Origin of the sequence: Bacteroides sp. AM44-19 (genome assembly GCF_003603395.1) — a bacterium.
Lineage (GTDB): Bacteria > Bacteroidota > Bacteroidia > Bacteroidales > Bacteroidaceae > Bacteroides > Bacteroides uniformis.
The window spans coordinates 131,161-150,173 of record NZ_QTNB01000004.1 but is presented as its reverse complement, the minus strand read 5'-3'; the positions used below and the strand labels follow the sequence as shown (position 1 = coordinate 150,173).

The 19,013-nt window shown below is 47.5% G+C and carries 9 protein-coding genes; 4 read left to right on the top strand and 5 right to left on the bottom strand.

Features of this window, described 5'->3' with window-relative positions:
* Window positions 1-1,134: a glycoside hydrolase family protein gene (locus DW947_RS08705; RefSeq protein WP_119958481.1), complete on the bottom strand. Its 1,134-nt coding sequence runs from the start codon at window positions 1,132-1,134 to the stop codon at window positions 1-3.
* Window positions 1,135-1,328: 194 nt separating this feature from the next.
* On the opposite strand from DW947_RS08705, the gene DW947_RS08700 reads away from it, so the two are divergent.
* The gene (locus DW947_RS08700) at window positions 1,329-3,809 is read left to right on the top strand and encodes a polysaccharide lyase family 8 super-sandwich domain-containing protein (RefSeq protein WP_016272105.1); all 2,481 of its coding nucleotides are present in this window, start codon (window positions 1,329-1,331) and stop codon (window positions 3,807-3,809) included.
* Window positions 3,810-4,130: 321 nt separating this feature from the next.
* Here the strand turns inward: DW947_RS08700 and DW947_RS08695 are convergent, their stop codons facing one another.
* The 4 genes from DW947_RS08695 to DW947_RS08680 form a co-directional block, all read right to left on the bottom strand.
* Window positions 4,131-5,621: a RagB/SusD family nutrient uptake outer membrane protein gene (locus DW947_RS08695; RefSeq protein ID WP_178499483.1), complete on the bottom strand. Its 1,491-nt coding sequence runs from the start codon at window positions 5,619-5,621 to the stop codon at window positions 4,131-4,133.
* 29 nt (window positions 5,622-5,650) lie between these two features.
* Complete coding sequence (locus DW947_RS08690; RefSeq protein WP_016272103.1) at window positions 5,651-8,728, bottom strand: SusC/RagA family TonB-linked outer membrane protein; 3,078 nt, start codon at window positions 8,726-8,728, stop codon at window positions 5,651-5,653.
* Window positions 8,729-8,898: 170 nt separating this feature from the next.
* Complete coding sequence (locus tag DW947_RS08685) at window positions 8,899-10,458, bottom strand: sulfatase family protein (RefSeq protein WP_119958480.1); 1,560 nt, start codon at window positions 10,456-10,458, stop codon at window positions 8,899-8,901.
* 129 nt (window positions 10,459-10,587) lie between these two features.
* Window positions 10,588-14,661 (bottom strand): hybrid sensor histidine kinase/response regulator transcription factor, encoded by a 4,074-nt coding sequence (locus DW947_RS08680; protein ID WP_087332854.1) that lies wholly within the window; start codon window positions 14,659-14,661, stop codon window positions 10,588-10,590.
* A 189-nt stretch (window positions 14,662-14,850) separates the two neighbouring features.
* Between DW947_RS08680 and DW947_RS08675 the strand changes: the two genes are divergently transcribed.
* From DW947_RS08675 to DW947_RS08665, 3 genes are all read left to right on the top strand, one after another.
* The gene (locus DW947_RS08675; RefSeq protein WP_087332855.1) at window positions 14,851-15,933 is read left to right on the top strand and encodes a phosphotransferase enzyme family protein; all 1,083 of its coding nucleotides are present in this window, start codon (window positions 14,851-14,853) and stop codon (window positions 15,931-15,933) included.
* Window positions 15,924-16,658, top strand: a complete 735-nt coding sequence (locus DW947_RS08670; RefSeq protein ID WP_117963699.1) for a carbohydrate-binding family 9-like protein — start codon at window positions 15,924-15,926, stop codon at window positions 16,656-16,658. Before DW947_RS08675 ends, DW947_RS08670 begins: the two co-directional genes overlap by 10 nt.
* A gap of 566 nt (window positions 16,659-17,224) precedes the next feature.
* Window positions 17,225-18,973: a hypothetical protein gene (locus tag DW947_RS08665; RefSeq protein WP_016272099.1), complete on the top strand. Its 1,749-nt coding sequence runs from the start codon at window positions 17,225-17,227 to the stop codon at window positions 18,971-18,973.
* Window positions 18,974-19,013: the final 40 nt, after the last annotated feature.

Below are 19,013 nucleotides of genomic sequence, written 5' to 3'. Positions count from 1 at the left end.
TTACTTCCGGTCTTTGATGGGAATCACCATATTCCAAGAACGGGATGCATTTTCGAACCCTCCGGGCCCGTCCATCGTGGCAAAGAAGATGTAGGCAGGCTTTCCGTCCTCGAAGAGGATGAAGGGGCGTTCCAGTTGCCCTTGCTTCTCCACGCTGCCGTCTTCCCATTCCACGGTGAGCGAGTAGGCTTTCGGGTCTTTATCTACAGTCCATTGGATGCCGTCTTTGGAATGTGCCATGACGCCTCCGCCCCGTTCGCCGGTAAACTTGGCTACATGGTCTTTGAAGATGGCATGATAGCCGTCTGCATCTTTCCAGAGGAAAGGGTCTTCCGCTTCGCCCTGACCGTCTACTTCAAAGATGGGATAGTCATTGTTCAGCACCCGATAAGGACCTTCTATGGTAGGGGCATAAGCCATTCCGAGGCTCATGGCCGAGTGCAGGTAACCGTTCGTGTAATGTCGTCCCTTGAATATCATCATCACCGAACCGTCTTCTTGAATGATAGGAGAGGGGTTTGAGGTCAGAAAACTGTAGAAAGTATTGGGCTTGGTCTTCAAGATGGGCTCGTCCAGGCGTTTCCACGGACCGTAGGGCGAGTCGGCAACGGCCAGTCCCACACGTTTGTTGGCACGGGCAACGGTACACCAGGGGCTTTCCAGGGTGAGTTGTTCGTAAGTAGGGTCGGCAAAGGGGTGGGTGGAACCCATATAGATAAGGTCGTATTTTCCGTTCTGCCTCAAAATGCGTGGATTGTGTGTGGAGCGTCCGTCCCAGTATTGCGCGCCACGGGCAGGGAGGGCCACTTCGCTGAACCGGTAAGGTCCTTGCGGTACCTCGGATACGGCATGTACAATCTCCGAGGCTACCATCCATCCCGGATGGAACGGCAAGCTCTTGGGAAAGCGGGAAACGAACATATGGTACTTGCCGTCATCTCCTTTCACTACCGAACTTCCCCAGGCCCAATAGCCTTCGCACTCGAAAGCTGGTGTACGTGGAGCTTTGTCCAAGTGATGAAACAGTGGGTTTTCCGACTTCTGTTTCAGTTCTACCAGATTGTCCAGCTTCTGGGCAGAAGACGTTATAGCTATGAAAGCGGCAAAGAGAAAAAGCAGATGATGTCTTTTCATGGGGAATGTTGTTAATAAGGTTATTATGATGAAACAAAGATAGCCAATCTTTTTATGCCTGCTGCCGCACTCAGCCAGTTCCGTACGAAAACTGCATCTGTTTTGTATGATTGCCGTCATTTCTTCCCTCTGCCTTTCATTATATTTGCTGAAAATATAATCGGACATTATACAATAACCAATACGATTCTAATATGCAGAGAAACCTTATTCTGACCATTCTCGGCCTTTGCTTGGTTGCACCTGCTTTTCCGCAGGAGAAGGAAACACAGTTTGCTTTCAATAATTATCACCGTTACTACAACGAAGCCCGGCAGCGGGGAGATGCAGAGAAGGAGAAGTCCATCGAGGCTTTCCGCGCTTCCTTTGCGCAGCATCCTTACCGTTATCATTCCCTGGACACCCGGTTGAGTGCGCAGGAGTGCCTGGCACAACTCACTGCCGACGGTATCTTTTCTGGTTTAAGGGAGCAGGAAGAGCAATTCCGCAAAGAGAATGCCTTTCAGAAGCCTTACTCCAACCCGCAGGCCGAAATAGGCTTGTTCGTGGCGGATGCCTTCAACCGTATCTGGAAAGTAGCGGATGCCTATCGTAAAGGTGAACTGACAGAAGAGCAGGCCTTGTCCGGTAAAGTGCTGAAGGCAATCTTGCATTACGGCGGTATCGAGGCAGGACGCCCCAATGACGGTCCCCGTTTCCATGCATCTTGCTTTGCCATACCTACGGCAGCGGTCAATACTTATTTCTGCTATCTGAAACAGATGGATGATGCGGAAGGCGGGAAAGGCGGCACATTGCTGCAAGAGGCATGTGATATGTTGAAAACCATTGCCTTACAAGCCTGGACCCAACCTCTCCGCCACGACGAAACCGATGGGAATGTAGTTTCCATTTCCCGTTTCCGCAACCATGTGTGGTGGGTGGGCGGCAATGCATTGGCCTATCGTTCCCTATTGCCCGTGGCCGCCATGTACCGTTCCATTCCTATGATAGACTTGCTGGCGGAAGTTTGCCAGCGCGGTATCAGTATGACCTCCCAAACTACGTATTCCGATGCTTTCTGGACTGAGGGATTCACTGCCGACGGAGCAGGTTGGGGACATGGAAAGCAATGCCTGATTTGGGGCTATCCCATTGACGGGACTTCCAATGCACTTAAAATGCTGAATATGCTGAAAGGCTCTCCCTGGGCCAAGAATCTGGGCCGGGATAATGTGCAGGCACTTCTTAATTTCCTGCGTGGTGGTGCCTGGTATTATTATAAGGGATATCGCCTTCCTTGCCTGGACCGTGGCTCGTATGTATATAATCCCACAGAGCTTTCCATCCCTTATGCCGGAATGCTGGATAACCTTATCGGCAACTGGATGGACTCTTTCACCCCCGAAGAGCAGCGGGAACTGTTGCAATTGCAGCAAGAGGTGAAGAAGAATCGCATCATGATGGAGGAGTATGCTCCGGGCATCTATTCCGGTACCCGTTGGTTCTTCAACAACGACGACTTGATAAAGAAGACCCCCGACTATCATATCACGATTAATATGGCCTCTGTCCGTTGTGACGGACTGGAGAGTGCCGCCAGTTTTGCTGATGCCTACAATTTCTATCCGACGGATGGAATGACGTTGTTCCAGCGCAGCGGCGATGAGTATTTCCGGATTATGGGCGGTTGGGATGTCACCGCTTCCCCGGGTGTGACTGCACGCGAAGGCATGGACAAGCTGGTTCCCGTAGAGAATTGGCGTGGTTATTGCAGCAGGAGTAATTTTGCTGCCGGTGCTACGGATGGCGGGAGTAATGCCGTTGCAGGATATATCTTCGAAAAGATGAACGCTTCTGCGAAAGAGGGTGTGAACGACAAGGGGAACAGTGAGGGCTTGAACGAGGTTCTTTATGGCTTCAAGGCATATAAGTCTTATTTCATTCTGGGAGATTACATGGTAGCTTTGGGTACGGGCGTAACCAATAAGCGTCCTGAACTGGATGGGGAGATTCGTACCACCATCGACCAGACGGCTTGGACGGATGAAGTTTTCTCGATGAAAAGGGGAAAAATGGAGCTTGTCGCTTCCGGTACTCACTCGCTTTTGTCGGCAGATGGTACTCCCCTCTGGCTGGTGCAGAAAGGTAAGTTTGCCTATCGGATACTTCCTGAGTATACCCGTGAAGCATTTGTTACTTGCGAGACTCGTCCCACAGATTGGGTGAAGCGGAACAAGGTGAATGAAAAGAAACAAGGCTTGCCCTCAGAAGCCAGAATCCTCCGTCTGTGGGCAAATCATGGACAGCGTCCGGTTGATGATACCTATGGCTATGTGGTTTATGCAGGCCGGCAGATACCATCGGATGAACTGCCGTTCCGGGTATTGCAGAACGATACCTTGGTGCAGGCGGTCTGCTCTATGGATGGAAAGGTGGTGGAAGCTGTCTTGTATCCCGGCAATAAAGGTTTGCAGGCAGAAGGTTTGTCTCTTTCTGCTTCTGCCCCGTGTGCGGTGCTGATAAGGGAAGAAGCAGGGGAGATTGTGGTTTCTGTCACCGATGCTTGCATGAATGCGGCTCTGAAAGAGATTCGGATTGTTTTCAATGGAAGGGAAATCAAGGTACCTATGCCGCAGGGGATGCTTTGTGGAAAACCGGCGGTAATACGTGTGGATAGAATGACAAATCAATGATATAGATTCTTTTATTGATTACTTTCTGGGCTTATATCGGTCTACTCACTACTTTTGTTTCTACACAAAAGTTTCAAAATGAATAATATCTGTCGCGATGTCAGGCTCTAATGGTATATTGGGAATAGTGTGATATAGTTGCTTTTGACGTTCAAGACCATTCCTTATTTGGTTGGATGTCTTTGGGGCAGTATTATCATTGTATTGATAAATAAAAGGGAGGAACCTCACGGCCCCTCCCTTTCGTACATATCAAATTGATTAAGGTCTATTTGATTTCTTGATAAATAAGGTTAGAAGTTTTGTGTTATTCTGTTTCTATTAATAACCGGCATTATTGGTCCATTGTGCCAATTCAATCTGCTGGTAAGGTATTGGGAAGTAGTAATGGTTGTTTCTTTGGAAAAGAGAACCATTCCATGTCTCAGCTCTAACTTCACTGACTTTTTCCAGTCGAACCAAGTCAAACCAGCGTTTCATTTCTGCAAAGAATTCCCAACCACGTTCGTTGAATACGGCTGTTGTAAAGGCTGTAGGATCAGTAGTGGTTGTTAATTGGTTATCTGCATAACCGGCTCGCTTTTGTACTTTCTGAATGGCATCCAAGGCTTGTGCATTTACACTGTTTGTTGCACGAGTGGAGGCTTCGGCATACATCAACAGAACATCTGCATAACGGTAAATGCAAGTGATACCATTGGCTTGGGCGCTTTTGCCTGCTGCTCCTTCATTATAGTCATAATATTTGGAGATAGCGGGAAGCTTGTCTTGACTTTCTTTATAAGTGACATGACCTGTCTTGGTATCCCATTCTGTCATGTAGTTCCATGCCTTACGCTCATCATCCGGATAGTTCAGGAAGAAAGCTTCGTTTGCATAATAGTCGGCCCAACCGGCATTCAGACCAAAGTCAACCGGATAATAAGACTTGCCATAGTTACTTGCAGTTTTCAGTTTAGCATTATGATGAATGGCAAACATTACTTCGTTGGCTTGTGCCTTATTGGCCTCTTTCCACAATTCTGCATATTCTTGAGTCAGATATAAGCCTGAGTTGTCTATAATGTCTTTAGCGGCTGCAGCTGCCAGAGAGTAATATTCTTGTCCTCTCTTTAAAGGCCAGCCTGCCATAGTCATATAAGCATCGGCAAGACAAGCTTTAGCTGCCCATTTTGATGGGGCGGAGCTAAAGCCTGTGCGGCTTTTTGTAGGCAACAGTTCTACGGCTCTTGTCAGGCTTGGAATAACTGCCTGGTCGTAGATTTCGGCAACGGCAGTTCTCGGCATGTAAGTCGAGGCATCTTCTTCTTTTAGGATTAGTGGCACATCACCGTACATACGTGCCAAATAGAAATAAGAGAGTCCGCGGAGGAAGTAAGCTTCTCCCAATACTTCTTCGAATTGTTTGGCTTTGGTCGCATCTCCAGGAAGAACAACCTTATTGATAAGTTTATTCGAGTTGTTGATTACTGTATAAAATAGCTTCCAAGTAGTGTCGAAGTCGGCGTTATTGGCTGTAATATTAGGAGTCAGTCTGTAATAATTCGCCAATTCGTTGTTGGCTTTTGCTGCACGGTAGATAATATCATCCGAACATACATTGATACGTTGTAGGCGGCAGTTGAAACCATAGTTTCCGTTCCATAAATCATTGTATAGTGCTGTTGCAGCTTGTTGAAGACCGGTCAGGTCCATACTGGCAATGTATTCCTCTTCTGTGATGAAGGATTGCGGTTCTTGTGTCAGGTCTACACAAGAAGTTGTTAGAAACATACTACCGGCAATTGTTGCTATATATGCTAATTTTTTCATATTGTTCTCTTGTTTAATAAGATTAATCATTAGAATGCAAAGTTCAAACCAATCAGATAATTACGGCTGTTGGGATATGCACCCCAGTCAACACCTTGTACCAACGGGCTACCCATAGTTGCTTCAGGATCCAAGCCTGAGTAACTGGTGATGTGGAATGGGTTTTGAATAGAAGCATAAACACGCAGGTTTGTGATACCGAGTGCCTTGCAGGCTAATTCCGGTAATGTGTAACCTAATGTGATACTTTTCATTTTGATGAAGCTTCCGTTTTCTACAAAACGTGTAGAGAAGAAGTCTTTATTCTCAGTACCGCCATTTATGAAGCCCGGTACATCCGTATCGGTGTTGGTCGGTGTCCAACGGTTAAGGAAGTCACGCATAGGAGTTACACCAGCCACTTGTTGGCTCTTGATATGGTTGAAGCCCATCTGATGAGTAGCGTTGTAAATATCGAATCCATGGAATCCTACAATGAAGAATGAGAAATCAAAGTTCTTATAGTTGAAAGTATTGTTCCAACCCCAGTTGAAGGTCGGCTGTCCACAACCGATTATACCTTGGTCTTCATTATTGATAACGCCATCTTTGTTAACGTCTACATATTTTGAGTTACCGGGTAATACGTTGTATACCTCACCGTTCGTTTTGCCAGTTGCATTGCCGTTGGCATCAATAAACGGAGCATTAACATCTGCTTCCTGCCAGATTCCGTCGAAAGTATATCCCCAGAAAGTTCCCAGTTTCTCACCTTCAATCATTTGGAACAATTGGTTCTGGTAGTTACCGGCTTGTTGTTGACGGTGATTGGCAGTCGGTATCTTATTAAATGTACCCTTATTGTGTGATAAGGTAAGATCTGTGTGCCAGCTGAAATCTTTGCTATTGAACGGATCTGCGCTGATGGTGAATTCAACACCGGTATTTTTGATTTCACCGGAGTTCATCAGTAATGCTGAGTAACCCATGTGGGCGGGCTGTGCCAATTCAAGCAAGATATCCTTAGAGAGTTTGTTGTACCAGTCTGCCGTTAAACGGACACGACCATCGAGAATGCCGAAGTCAATACCGACGTTGAACTGGTCATTACGTTCCCATTTCAGGTAGGGAGCAGCAGGGCGGTCTACTTTGTAAGAGGTGGAGCCGTCACTGTTTCTTACAGGAGACATCTTAGAGAAAATACGATAAGCCTCTACTGATTGATTACCAACAGAACCGTAACCTAAACGAAGTTTCAGTTGATTGATAAAGCTGTTGTCCTTCAGGAAGTTTTCTTGTTTCAGGTCCCAAGCCAAGGCTGCAGAGGGGAAGTAGCTCCATTTGTCTTTCAGACGTGAAGAACCGTCGGCACGTATAGAAGCGGTAACCATATAACGGTTCATGAATACATAGTTGACGCGCAACATACCTGACATTAATGTGTTAATGACGCGGTCTGAAGCGATAGTTGCAAGGTTAGCGTCAGACCATGCAAGGTTATCTACTCCGATGCGGTCGATGTAATCCAGATTAGAAGCAGTGCTTGTATGATTGTAGTTATTATCGTAAGATTGCTCGAATACAGCAGTTGCGTTGACACGGTGGTTGGCATTGAATTCTTTAACATAACTCAATGTATTGGTATTCAACCAAGAGGTGTTCCAATAGCTGCGAGACTGACCTTGAGTCTTGTTGTTCTTGTAGAAGCTATAGCTTTCTTCATTTTCGATGGAAGTATTAAGACGGTTGTCAAATACAACACCCAATTGTGAACGGAAGCTCAAACCATCCATAATATCAAATTGAACATAACCTTGCAGGCGGTTGTTGACGGTCTTGTTGGAGTTGTTAGATTCCCAGATATATCCCATCGGGTTGTATGACGGGCTTCCCTCAAAGAATGCGTTGTTATAACTGCCTTCTTCGTTTTTAGGTGAAATGGTATTTGGGAAGTACATCGCTTGTTGAATTAAACCGTCGTATTGGCTGATACGGGGAGCTGAATTGTTTCTGTAGTGTCCGTAGATATTCAAACCGGCTTTCAACCATTTCTTAATTTTAGTATCTACTTTTAAACGCCAACTGTAGATGCTACTGTCTGATTCCTTAATGATACCTTCATCGTTTTGATAACGCAAAGATGCCAGGAAGGTAGTTTTTTCGCCACCACCTGCGATGGAAAGTTCATAGTTCTGAGTAACAGCAGTACGGAAGATTTCTCTTGAATAATCATAACCTGCCGTACCATTCTTGAAAGCAGCCAATTGTTCTGCGTTGTAAAAGTGATTATCTTCATAACCGAAGTATTCCTTACCATAGTCATTAACCAGGTTGGCATATTCATACGGAGAAAGATTATCAGCATACTTGGCTACAGTCTTGATGTTGGCAAATGCATTAAAAGATACAGTCAATTTGTCTTGGGATGGGTTTTTGGTAGTAACCAAGATTACACCGTTTGCACCGCGAGAACCGTAAACAGCTGTTGCAGATGCGTCTTTCAATACTTCGATAGATTGAATATCGGAAGGATTCAACGACTGAAGGGAACCACCGATGAAACCGTCGATAACAACCAAAGGACCGGTTTCTGCTGTGATAGAGTTGATACCACGTACACGGATGGTATTGTCTTCAGTAGGATTACCGGAACCAGAGAGAACTGATACACCGGCCATACGTCCCTGCAATGCATCGGATACATTACCGGTCGGGGTATTCTTCAATGCATCTGCTGCTTTTACAGAAGCAACTGCACCGGTCAGGTCACTCTTACGTTGAACGCCGTAACCCACTACGACAACTTCCTGCAGCAATTGGCTGTCTTCTGCCAGTTTTACGTCGATTTTGGTCTTTCCGCCTACGGCAATCTTTTGTGTCTGATATCCGATATAGGAGAATACGAGAGTTGCGTTTGCCGGAACATTGGGAAGGGTGTAGTTTCCGTCAATGTCTGTGATACATCCGTTACTTGTTCCTTCCACCTGGATAGAAGCACCAATCACCGGACCTAAGTTGTCAGTCACTGTACCTGTTACTGTGAGATTCTGTGCATTGGCCTGCGTGGCAAATAGGACAGAAAGCAACATAATACCTAATGCTTTAAAGAAGCTGGATTTCTGTTTCATAAATATTAATTTAATTAGTTATTAATAAAGGTTGTTTCTTTGTTTTGTACTCACTTCAGAGTTGAATCACATCGCAAATGTAGGGGATGGAATATACAAATGCATTAGTTAATAGTTCGCAAAAAGTACGAATTCGTACAAAACTTGCGAACTATATCACTCTTGTACTTTTATTCCCTTTCACTTTGGTTCTTTGCTTCCTTCACCTCTTCCAGTAGGGCAGAGAGCGTTTTTACCTTGTCCGGATGGGCTTCTGCCACATTGTCTTTTTCGGACGGATCAATGGAAAGATTGTACAGTTGAGGCTGCGGGGCGTTGCCCATTTCTATTTTTGTCCAATACTCCAGTGCCGGCTTGTCGCTGGGCTCTATGTATTTCCAGTCTCCTTGGATAATGGAGAGTGTATTGTCCAGATTCTGTTGTACAATATAGTCACATCCGGCAGTATCGGTTCCCAGGAAGTTGTTGAGCTGGTCGCGGCTGTCGGGAGCGATGCTTGCTTCCAGCGGATGGTCCAGCAGGGCGGCGAGTGAAGCGTATACATCAATCATGGAGAAGGGGGCTTGTTGTTTGCCGGGCTTGATGCCATTGGGCCAGCGTACAATGAAGGGAATGCGGGTACCGGCATCGAAAGCGCTGTACTTCCCACCGCGGTAGTGCTTCATGGGAGTATGGCCGTTCAGCAGTTCGCGTGCCCGGTCCTGATAACCGTCGTCTATGACGGGACCGTTGTCACTACAGAATACGAAAATGGTGTTGTCGGCAATGCCGAGGCTGTCCAGGGTATGCATGATTTCGCCCACGGTCCAGTCCAACTGGAGGATGACATCGCCGCGCGCACCCAGACCGCTCTTGCCGGCAAACCGCGGGTGCGGTACGCGGGGAACATGTACATCTTGCGTACCCATATAAAGGAAGAAAGGTTCGTCTTTATGGGCTGTGATGAAGTTCTTAGCTTTGTCTGTAATCACGTCGGCAATGTCTTCGTCTGTCCAAAGGGCGGATTTGCCGCCGGTCATCCAGCCGATGCGGGGGATGCCGTTGATGATGGTGTTATTGTGCCCCTGGCTGGGTTTCATCTTGACGAGTTCGGGGTTTTCGAGACCGGTGGGCCAGTCACCGACCTTGTGGTCGTAGCTCACAGTGATAGGGTCGTTGGGGTCGAGGCCCACTACATGTCCGTTCTCTACAAAGACGCAGGGAACGCGGTCGACGGTAGCGGGGATGATGTATTCATAGTCAAAGCCGATGTCTTGGGTGTTCGGTTTGATGGAGTGGTTGAAGTCTGTACCGCCTTTAGGGCCCAGGCCGAGGTGCCACTTGCCCACTGCTGCAGTGGCGTAGCCTTCTTCCTTGAACATATCGGCCATAGTGACGCAGGCGGTATCGATGATGAGTTCGGAATTGCCCGGAGCGATGCCGGTATTCTTCTGTCGCCAGGGATACATGCCCGTCAGCAGGCCGAAACGGGAAGGAGTGCTGGTGGAAGAAGTGGCATAAGCGTTGGTAAACTGCATGCCTTGTCCGGCAAGGCGGTCAATGTTGGGAGTGCTTACTTTGGTGGCACCGTAACAGCTCAGGTCGCCGATACCCAGGTCATCAGCAATCAGATATACTACATTGGGCTTCTGCGGAGAGTGCTCCGGAGCCTTGCCTTTTGATTGGCTTCCGCATCCCGCTATCAGGGCTGCACCGGGAAGCAGAGACCACAAGGGGGAAAAATGCTTCATAGTTCTTTGACTTTAGATTGTAATTCTGAGGTCAAAGGTAAGAGGTTTTGTGGAATCGGGTGTATAAGGAAGTACAAGGGAAGGGAGAAAAAGTACAAACCGTGTCATGCGATGGCTTGATGTACAATATTAAGATGTCTCTTCACTGTCTTCCGTACTTTCTTCTCCTCCATTCTCTCCTTTGCGGTAGGCCAGCGGGCTGACGTGGTAAATGTCCTTGAAGCATTTGGAGAAATAGCGTGAAGAACTGAAACCTATCCGGTCCGAAATTTCGGTGATATTCAGTTCCGGATTGTTGCGCAGCATCAGGGCACCCTTCTTCAGGCGGATAGTCAGGATAAAGTCGTTCGGAGTTTGCCCGGTGATAGCCTTCAGCTTGGTGAACAGATTGGTGCGTGCCATTGCCATTTCACGGGCAAAGACGTTGACGTTGAATTCCGTATCGTCCAGATGTTTCTCAATGACTGTCATGGCGCGGTCCAGAATCTCCTTGTCTATGGGATTGGTGGCAAGCATCTGTGCGAAAGCCTGTGGTTGCTTGCTGAACTTCTCCTGCAGAAGAATACGCGAGTTTACCAGATTGTTGCAGCGCGAAATCAGCAGATTGGTGTTGAACGGTTTGGTGATGTAATCGTCCGCACCGATGCGCAGTCCCTCGATGTTCTGTTCGATGGCAGTCCGTGCAGTGAGCAGCACCACGGGGATATGGCAGGTGTTGAAGTCACTTTTTATCTGTTTGCACAGTTCCGTTCCCGACATGTTGGGCATTACTACATCGCTGACTACGATATTGGGCATTTCGCTGCGTACCAGTGCAAGTCCTTCCGCTCCGTCGGCCGCAGTCAGCACTTCGTAGAAGGGCTTGAAGATACCTGCCAGCATGTCACGGATGGAGTCGTTGTCTTCCACTATCAGGATTTTGGCATCCGGCAGGCGTTTGATGGGAGCATTCTCTTCCAGCTCGGCTTTGAGCAAGGCATCGTTTTCCGGTTTGGGAATCTCTATCTGTTGCACGCTGTCTGCATTCTTATTTATTTGCTCTTCGTCAAACAGCGCGTTCCCCAATTGCAGGTTTACGATAAAGCTGGTGCCTTTGCCCAGTTCGCTTTCCACTCGGATGCTACCGTGGTGGAGTTCCACGATACCTTTGGTCAATGCCAGACCGATGCCCGTACCCGTCTTGCTTGCATCCGTAGAGTCCATCTGGTCTATCTGGTAGAAGCGGTCGAATATTTTGTCCACTTCCCGGGCATCTATGCCGCTGCCGGTATCGGTCACGCGGATGACGGCATTGCTGCCTTCGGTCTTGATGCTGAGGGTGATGCTGTCTTCTGCCTTGGTATGCTTGATGGCGTTGGACAGCAGGTTGTTTATCACTTTCTGCATCTGTTTTTGGTCATACCACACTTCGAGGCTGTCTGTTTCCTTCTCGAAGTAGAGGCTGATTTGTTTGGCGCTGGCATATTCCAGGAAAAGCAGATAGTTTTCGTATAGGAAGTTCACGATGTTGTGTGGGCTTACCTTTATCTTCATGTGTCCTTGTTCTTGCTTGCGGAAGTCGAGCAGTTCGGTGATGAGTTCCCGTAGCTGGATGCTGTTTTTGTAAATGCCCAATACCTTGTTATATATGGCAGGCGTGAAATTCTGGAGTTGCATCAGCGTTTCCACTTGTGCCACGATGAGCGTCAGCGGGGTACGGAATTCATGGGAAATGTTGGTGAAGAAGCGCAATTTGGACTGGTTCAGGGCTTCTACGTCGCGGATGTGCTTCTGCTCGTATTTCAGCGATTCACGCAGCTTGATTCTCGACTTGTAGGTACGCACCAGATACCAGAGCAGGATTCCCGTCACTATCAGGTAGATAAGATAGGCAAGGGGAGTCTTGTAGTAGGGAGGCAACACGTGTATGGTCAGGTGGACTTGCGGACAAAGGCTCTCGTCTTTTCCGTTGGGCTTTATAATCAAGTTATAGGTTCCGGCATTCAGGTTGGTATAGGTGATGTTGTGCAGTCCACGGGCACTGTTCCAGTCGTTGGAGAAGCCTTCCAGCTTATAGATGATGTCGTCTTTGTTGGCGGCTACATAGTTTGAAGTGGCAAACTCTATGCTGAACATGGACTGGTCAGCGTTGAGCGTAATCTCGGGGGTGCAGTACAAGGCTTGCTGCAGGATACCGGTCTCATCTCCCACTTGTATTTCCGTTCCGTTCACAATGAGGCGGGAGAGGATGATTTTGTAGGGTTTCGGCGTGAAGTTCAACTCCATTTCATGGAAAGAAATCATTCCCTGCGTGCCTCCCAGGAATATTTCTCCGTCACGGGTCACGCAAAGGGCATTCTCATTGACGGCAGTCATTGGGAAACCGTTTTCGGCACTGTAGTTCAGGAATGCCTTTTGCCGGTAGTCGAAGATGGAGAAGCCCTCGTTGGTGATGAGCAGCAGTTTGCCGCTGGTGGGGGATTCCTCCGTCTCATAGATACAGTCGCTGGAAAGGCCGTTCTTCGCTTGGTCAAAGTTCTCGAAGTCGTTGCTGGCAGGGCGGTATAAGTCCAGTCCGCTGCCCGAAGTGGCGAACCACAGATTGCCTTTGCTGTCTTGGGTAATGTTGTTTACATTGTTGTTGCTGATGCTGTGTGGGTCGGCAGTATCATGGCGGTAGTTGGTCAGTTTGCCGGTATCGAAACGGTAGCTGAACACACCTTCGCCCGTGGCTGCAATCCAGAGCGTACCGTTGCTGTCGAAAGTGACATCTGCCACCATCTTGATTTTTTTGCCTTCTTTGCTGTCCTGGAACAGTTGTTGGCATTTCCCGTTGGCAGGGTCGAAGAGGCAGATTCCGTTTTGGGTGGCTATCACCAGGTGGTCTTGGTAAGGCGCGATATCGCGGATGATGTCGGAAGGCAAGGTCTCCGGATTACCTGCTTCCATGCGGTAGTGTGTGAATCGCCCCGAGCGTATGTCCAGTCTGTTCAGTCCGCCCAGATGGGTTCCTATCCAGATGATGTCTTTGGAGGCATCATAATAGAGAGCCTTGATGTTGTTATGGGAAATACTGTTGGGACCGATTTCCGGGCGGAACCATTTGAACTCACGGGTACGGCGGTTGTAATAGTTCAGTCCGCCCCCTTCGGTGCCAATCCACAGATTGCCGTCCTTGTCTTCGATGGTGCGGCCTACAACCGGATTGCTCAGCCCCTTCTTTTCGATGGGCGAATACATATAGCGGCTGTATATCTCGTACTCGGGGTTGAAGTAGTTGACGCCGCCAAAGTAGGTCCCCAGCCACAGCGTTCCTTGGTTGTCCTTTACGATGCACCAGATGGAAGAGTGTGTCAGTCCGTCGCTCTGGGCATCACTGGCAGTGTGGTTCTGGAAGAGTCCCGTACTTTTGTCATACCGGTTCAATCCGTTGAATGTCCCAATCCAGATGTTTCCCAGATTGTCTTCACAGCAGGCTCGCACGAAGTTGGAAGAGATGCTGTAAGGGTTCTTTGCGTCGTATTCAAAGATTTCGATGGTTCCGTCGGTCTTTACATGGTGCAGCCCTTCTTCCCAGCTGCCAATCCATAACTCGCCTTCGCTGTCTTGGTATATGCTGGTGATGTTGCCTTTCAGGATGGGGTGGGTCAGCTCGTTCTTGTCCAGTTGCAGGCGGTATGCTCCGTCGGTGGTCGTTCCAATCCACATTTGTCCTTTGTCCAGATGCATACAGCAGATTTCCAGACTTTTTCCGGGAAGCTGGTAATAGAGGTCAAAGTTCCCGGTCTGCTCGTTATAGCGGTAGATTTCATTCTGTTTTCCGATGAAAAGGGCCTCTTTGTAATATATGCTGTGCACATTTCCTTGCAGCAGGGTGGTGAATCTTTGGGTGGCGAGATTGAACTCGGCTACTCCTTCCGTACAGAGCAGGTAGATTTTTCCGTTACGGTTGCCGGCCATGCGCAGCACGGTGTTGCAGAAAAGGCTGTAAGGGTCGTTCTTCTGCAGCTTGTAAGTTTGTATGTCTTCTCCGTCATAACGGTTCAAGCCTTCTCGGGTTCCAATCCATAAGACACCGTTTTCATCGATGTAAAGGCTGTTCACGGAGAATTGTGACAGACCGTCGTCGGTTGTCAGATGGTTGAAGGTGATGTTCTGCGCCTGCAGGGTTGCAGCAATCATGCTTACTGAAACAAGAAGCAGCCGGATGATAAACGTTCGCACTTTTCGGGTAGTTTTTAAGGTTTCAGTTACAAATATAGGTATATTTTGTACAAGACTTCTTATTTATTAGGCAGTTTTTGCGGTTATGTTTGGATAAATGTATAATTTTGGAAGCGCGCCGAACGATACTTGCCTTTTGGTATAAGGCAATCAGCGTATCTTTGTAAACAAATTAATTCATTAATTATCATGAAAGACCTTTTATCTATTGTATCTCATTTTCAAATGCAGGGTACGGTTCGTGAAATCAAGCCTTTAGGCTCAGGCCTGATTAACGATACGTACAAAGTGACCACCGTTGAGGCCGATGCGCCGGACTATGTTCTGCAACGTATCAATCATGCCATTTTCCAGAATGTAGAGATGTTACAGTCTAATATCGAGGCTGTGACCGGGCATATCCGTAAGAAACTGGAAGAGAAAGGAGAAGCCGATGTCGAGCGTAAAGTGCTTCATTTCATCCCCACGGCCGAAGGGAAAACCTATTGGTATGACGGTGAGAACTACTGGCGTATCATGACTTTTATTCCCCGTGCCAAGACTTACGAGACGGTGAACCCCGAATATTCCTATTATGCGGGAGCTGCCTTCGGTAACTTCCAGGCTATGCTTGCCGATATTCCAGATACATTGGGCGAGACAATTCCCGATTTCCACAACATGGAGTTCCGCCTGAAGCAACTCCGTGACGCTGTGGCTGCCGATGCTGCGGGACGTGTGCAGGAGGTGCGGTATTTTCTGGATGAGATAGAAAAACGCGCTGATGAAATGTGTAAGGCAGAACGTCTGTACCGTGAAGGCAAACTGCCCAAACGGGTATGCCACTGTGATACGAAAGTGAACAATATGATGTTCGACGAAGACGGTACGGTGCTTTGTGTCATCGACCTGGATACGGTGATGCCCAGCTTCATCTTCTCCGATTATGGCGATTTCCTTCGCTCAGGTGCCAACACGGGGTTGGAAGATGACAAGAATCTGGATAATGTGAACTTCAATATGGAAATATTCCAGGCATTTACCAAGGGTTATCTGGAATCGGGCAAATCCTTCTTGTTGCCGATAGAGATTGAGAATCTGCCTTATGCGGCTGCCTTGTTCCCATACATGCAGTGCGTACGCTTCCTGGCAGATTATATCAACGGTGATACTTATTATAAAATCCAGTATCCGGAGCACAATCTTGTGCGTACCAAGGCTCAGTTCAAACTGTTGCAGAGCGTGGAGGAGCATACACCGGAGATGAAAAAATTCATTGACTCATGTATCTGAAAAAGTTTTTAATGACGATAGCTGCCGCTCTTTGCATGCTGCCGCTGTCTGCAATTAATCCCCAAAATAGTAAAATGAAAGAATTGAATGTAAAGAAAGTAAGTGTGGCCAATATACCGGTAGAGTCGGTTCCGGCTCTTATGGATGAAGAGAAGGTGGCGTTTCAGCCTGTAAACACTGTGAATTGGGCTGCTTTTCCTTATACTCCCGATGTGGCGTTCCGCATAGCGCATACGGAAGATGCCATTCTGCTGCATTTCAAGGTAAGGGAAGCGAGTGTACGCGCAGTTGCAGGCCACGATAACGGTCCGGTTTGGGAAGATGCGTGTGTAGAGTTCTTCTCTGTGCCTGCCGGTGACGGAGTGTACTACAATATGGAGTGTAATTGTGCCGGAACTCTGCTTATTGGGGCAGGTGCCGGACGTGGAAACCGCCAGCATGCCCCGCAAGAGGTGCTCGATAAAGTACAGCGTTGGGCTTCTTTGGGACGTGAGGCGTTTGAAGAAAGAGTAGGAGAGTGCAGTTGGGAAGTGGCTCTGGTCGTTCCCTATTCCGCTTTCTTCCTGCACCGCATCACTTCATTGGATGGCCAGACCATTCGTGCCAACTTCTATAAGTGTGGTGACAAGCTTCAGACCCCCCACTTCCTTTCCTGGAATCCGATTGAACTGGAGAAGCCGAACTTCCATTGTCCGGAGTTCTTCGGTGCACTGCATTTCGAGTAAGGAGGCGGTATTTTCCGTGTGAACCCGGTATTCGGAATCAGATCTTCAGCAAGTTCAAAAGAGAAAGTTTGCAAACCTGCCCTCACTACCCTCACTGCTTTCCTGAAACGCCCTGTTCATCGGCATTGCGGTGGTGAGTGAGAGCAAATAAAAAGGGTGAGGGCAAAATTTGCCCTCACCCTTTCGGCTTTATCCTGTTGCTTACTATCACTCCCCTCAAGACGCACGGGCTTTCGTCCGTCTCTCCCCGTCCTTTATTGAGAAAAGCATATATATTTCTTGTGCCAAACGCAGCGTATTGACAACGGCTCACCTAAGTGGTCTGATTTGTTCACCTAAGTGAGCTGATTTGTTCACCTTAGTGGTCTGACTTGTTCACTATAGTAGAACATTGGCAAATCAAAAGGTTTCTCGGGAGAAACACGTATGCGGAACACAAAGAAACCCTGTACAGCACACGATGAATACGGTTCAAACGGGAATGCATCCTTTGAAAAAAACACGACCGGACAAGGATAAGCTAAACAAAAAACATTATTTTTGCAGTATATCAAGCTGCAAACTGCATGAGAAAACGAACCATAGCCCTCATAGCCATACTGACCGCACTATTGGCAGCCTGCACCGAAAAGACGGACTACAATACACTATTGGTACGGGCAGACTCGCTGATGAATTTGCATCCGGACAGCGCACTGCACATGCTGGAAAGTATCTCAACCGACAGCCTGAGCACAAAAGCAGACCGTGCCTACCATGCACTGCTGCTGACGCAGGCACGGGACAAGAACTACATGGTGCAGACGGATGATTCGCTGATACAAGTGGCCGTGCGCTACTATGACACGCATGAGGATGCCCTACTGCAAGCACGGGCATATTACTATTGGGGATGCGTTTACAGAGACATGAAGAAAGCAGAGGAAGCCGTTACCAGCTTTCTTACAGCGAACATCTTAGCAAAAAAAACAAAAAACATTCGTTTGCAAAGCCTTATCTGCAATAATATAGGTTACTTGTATTATGCACAAGATTTAAATGAGCAAGCAGATTCCATATATCGGGAAGCGGAGCAAATGGCTGTCCTGCTGAAAGATTCGCTGCTTCAGGCAGAAGCTTTGTCACAGCAGGGAATGATTCGGATGGAAAAAGGGAAGTCATTCTATCCGAAAGCTGAAAAACTGATGCTGCAAGCACTGTATATGGCTAAAATGACAAACAACAAAACTCTGAACAGAACCATACTGTCTGCACTAAGCACATTGTACTACAGAATGGAGAATGGAAAGAAAGCAGTGGAGTTTGCCAAGCAAAACTTTGCCCTGCAGGAAGATACAACTTTCTGCTACAATGCTTTCTATATATTAGGAAATGCCTATTACGAGAACCGGCAATATGACTCTGCCTCCTTCTATCTAAACAAAGCCCTTCCTGATAAGAGTCATGCCATAAAAGCAGGAGTTTACAAGTTATTATCAGATATAGCAAAAGCTTCCGGAGATTTTAAAACATCATTGGACTTGGAACGAACCGGCTCCATCTACACGGATAGTTTGCGGAACAACCGTAACAGACAAGCCTATTCCGTGATTGATGCCGAAAAGAGTGCCCAGATAGCCCATCAACAGAAGAAACACGATTCAGTCATCAGTAAATATAACGGTCTCCTGCTGTCTGTTGTAGCGGCAGCGTTCTTGGCCTTGTACATGCTGAAAAGATACCGGAGAAGAACCTTCCTTTTGGAGGAAGAAAAGGACAGACTGAAAGAGGTACAAACCGCAATGCAGCAACAAAATGCCAAACTTGAAGAAGAGCAACGGCAGAAAGAAAACAGAATCGCATATTTAGAAAGAGAGTTGGAACAACTGCATTATGATGCAGCGCAGAAAAAGCAATTGCGTAATGAGCTGGAAGCCCTGAACCACGAACGAGTTCTGCTCTTGACAAGCACACAAAAATATTCGGATGTAAAAACCAAGATGAAGCAAATCATCCAAGACTACAAAGACCATGACAGCTCGGAGCTGCACATGGAAAAGGAGGACTGGTTGCAACTGATTGCCGAAACAGACCGACGTTGGAACCAAATCACCTTAAGGCTATGTGCGGATTGCAAACTGCTGCAAGAAGAAATTCACCTCTGCTGTCTATACCTGACCGATTTGCCGGTCAGCTATTTCGGATGTCTGTTGGGCTGCAAACGAGACACCGTCTACAAAAAAGCGAATCGCATTGTTGAGAAGCGGATGGGCTTTCCTCACGGTTCAACTTCTCTGCAAAAGGTGTTGAAGGAACTGTGCGTTAAGACAAATTAACTATTTATACATATATAAGCACCGTTATACAGCACCGTTA

Bases quoted from the DNA above. Each gene is read 5' to 3' on its own strand.
- DW947_RS08705 (WP_119958481.1), bottom strand. From the start codon at position 1,134: ATGAAAAGACATCATCTGCTTTTTCTCTTTGCCGCTTTCATAGCTATA.
- DW947_RS08700 (WP_016272105.1), top strand. From the start codon at position 1,329: ATGCAGAGAAACCTTATTCTGACCATTCTCGGCCTTTGCTTGGTTGCA.
- DW947_RS08695 (WP_178499483.1), bottom strand. From the start codon at position 5,621: ATGAAAAAATTAGCATATATAGCAACAATTGCCGGTAGTATGTTTCTA.
- DW947_RS08690 (WP_016272103.1), bottom strand. From the start codon at position 8,728: ATGAAACAGAAATCCAGCTTCTTTAAAGCATTAGGTATTATGTTGCTT.
- DW947_RS08685 (WP_119958480.1), bottom strand. From the start codon at position 10,458: ATGAAGCATTTTTCCCCCTTGTGGTCTCTGCTTCCCGGTGCAGCCCTG.
- DW947_RS08675 (WP_087332855.1), top strand. From the start codon at position 14,851: ATGAAAGACCTTTTATCTATTGTATCTCATTTTCAAATGCAGGGTACG.
- DW947_RS08670 (WP_117963699.1), top strand. From the start codon at position 15,924: ATGTATCTGAAAAAGTTTTTAATGACGATAGCTGCCGCTCTTTGCATG.
- DW947_RS08665 (WP_016272099.1), top strand. From the start codon at position 17,225: ATGAGAAAACGAACCATAGCCCTCATAGCCATACTGACCGCACTATTG.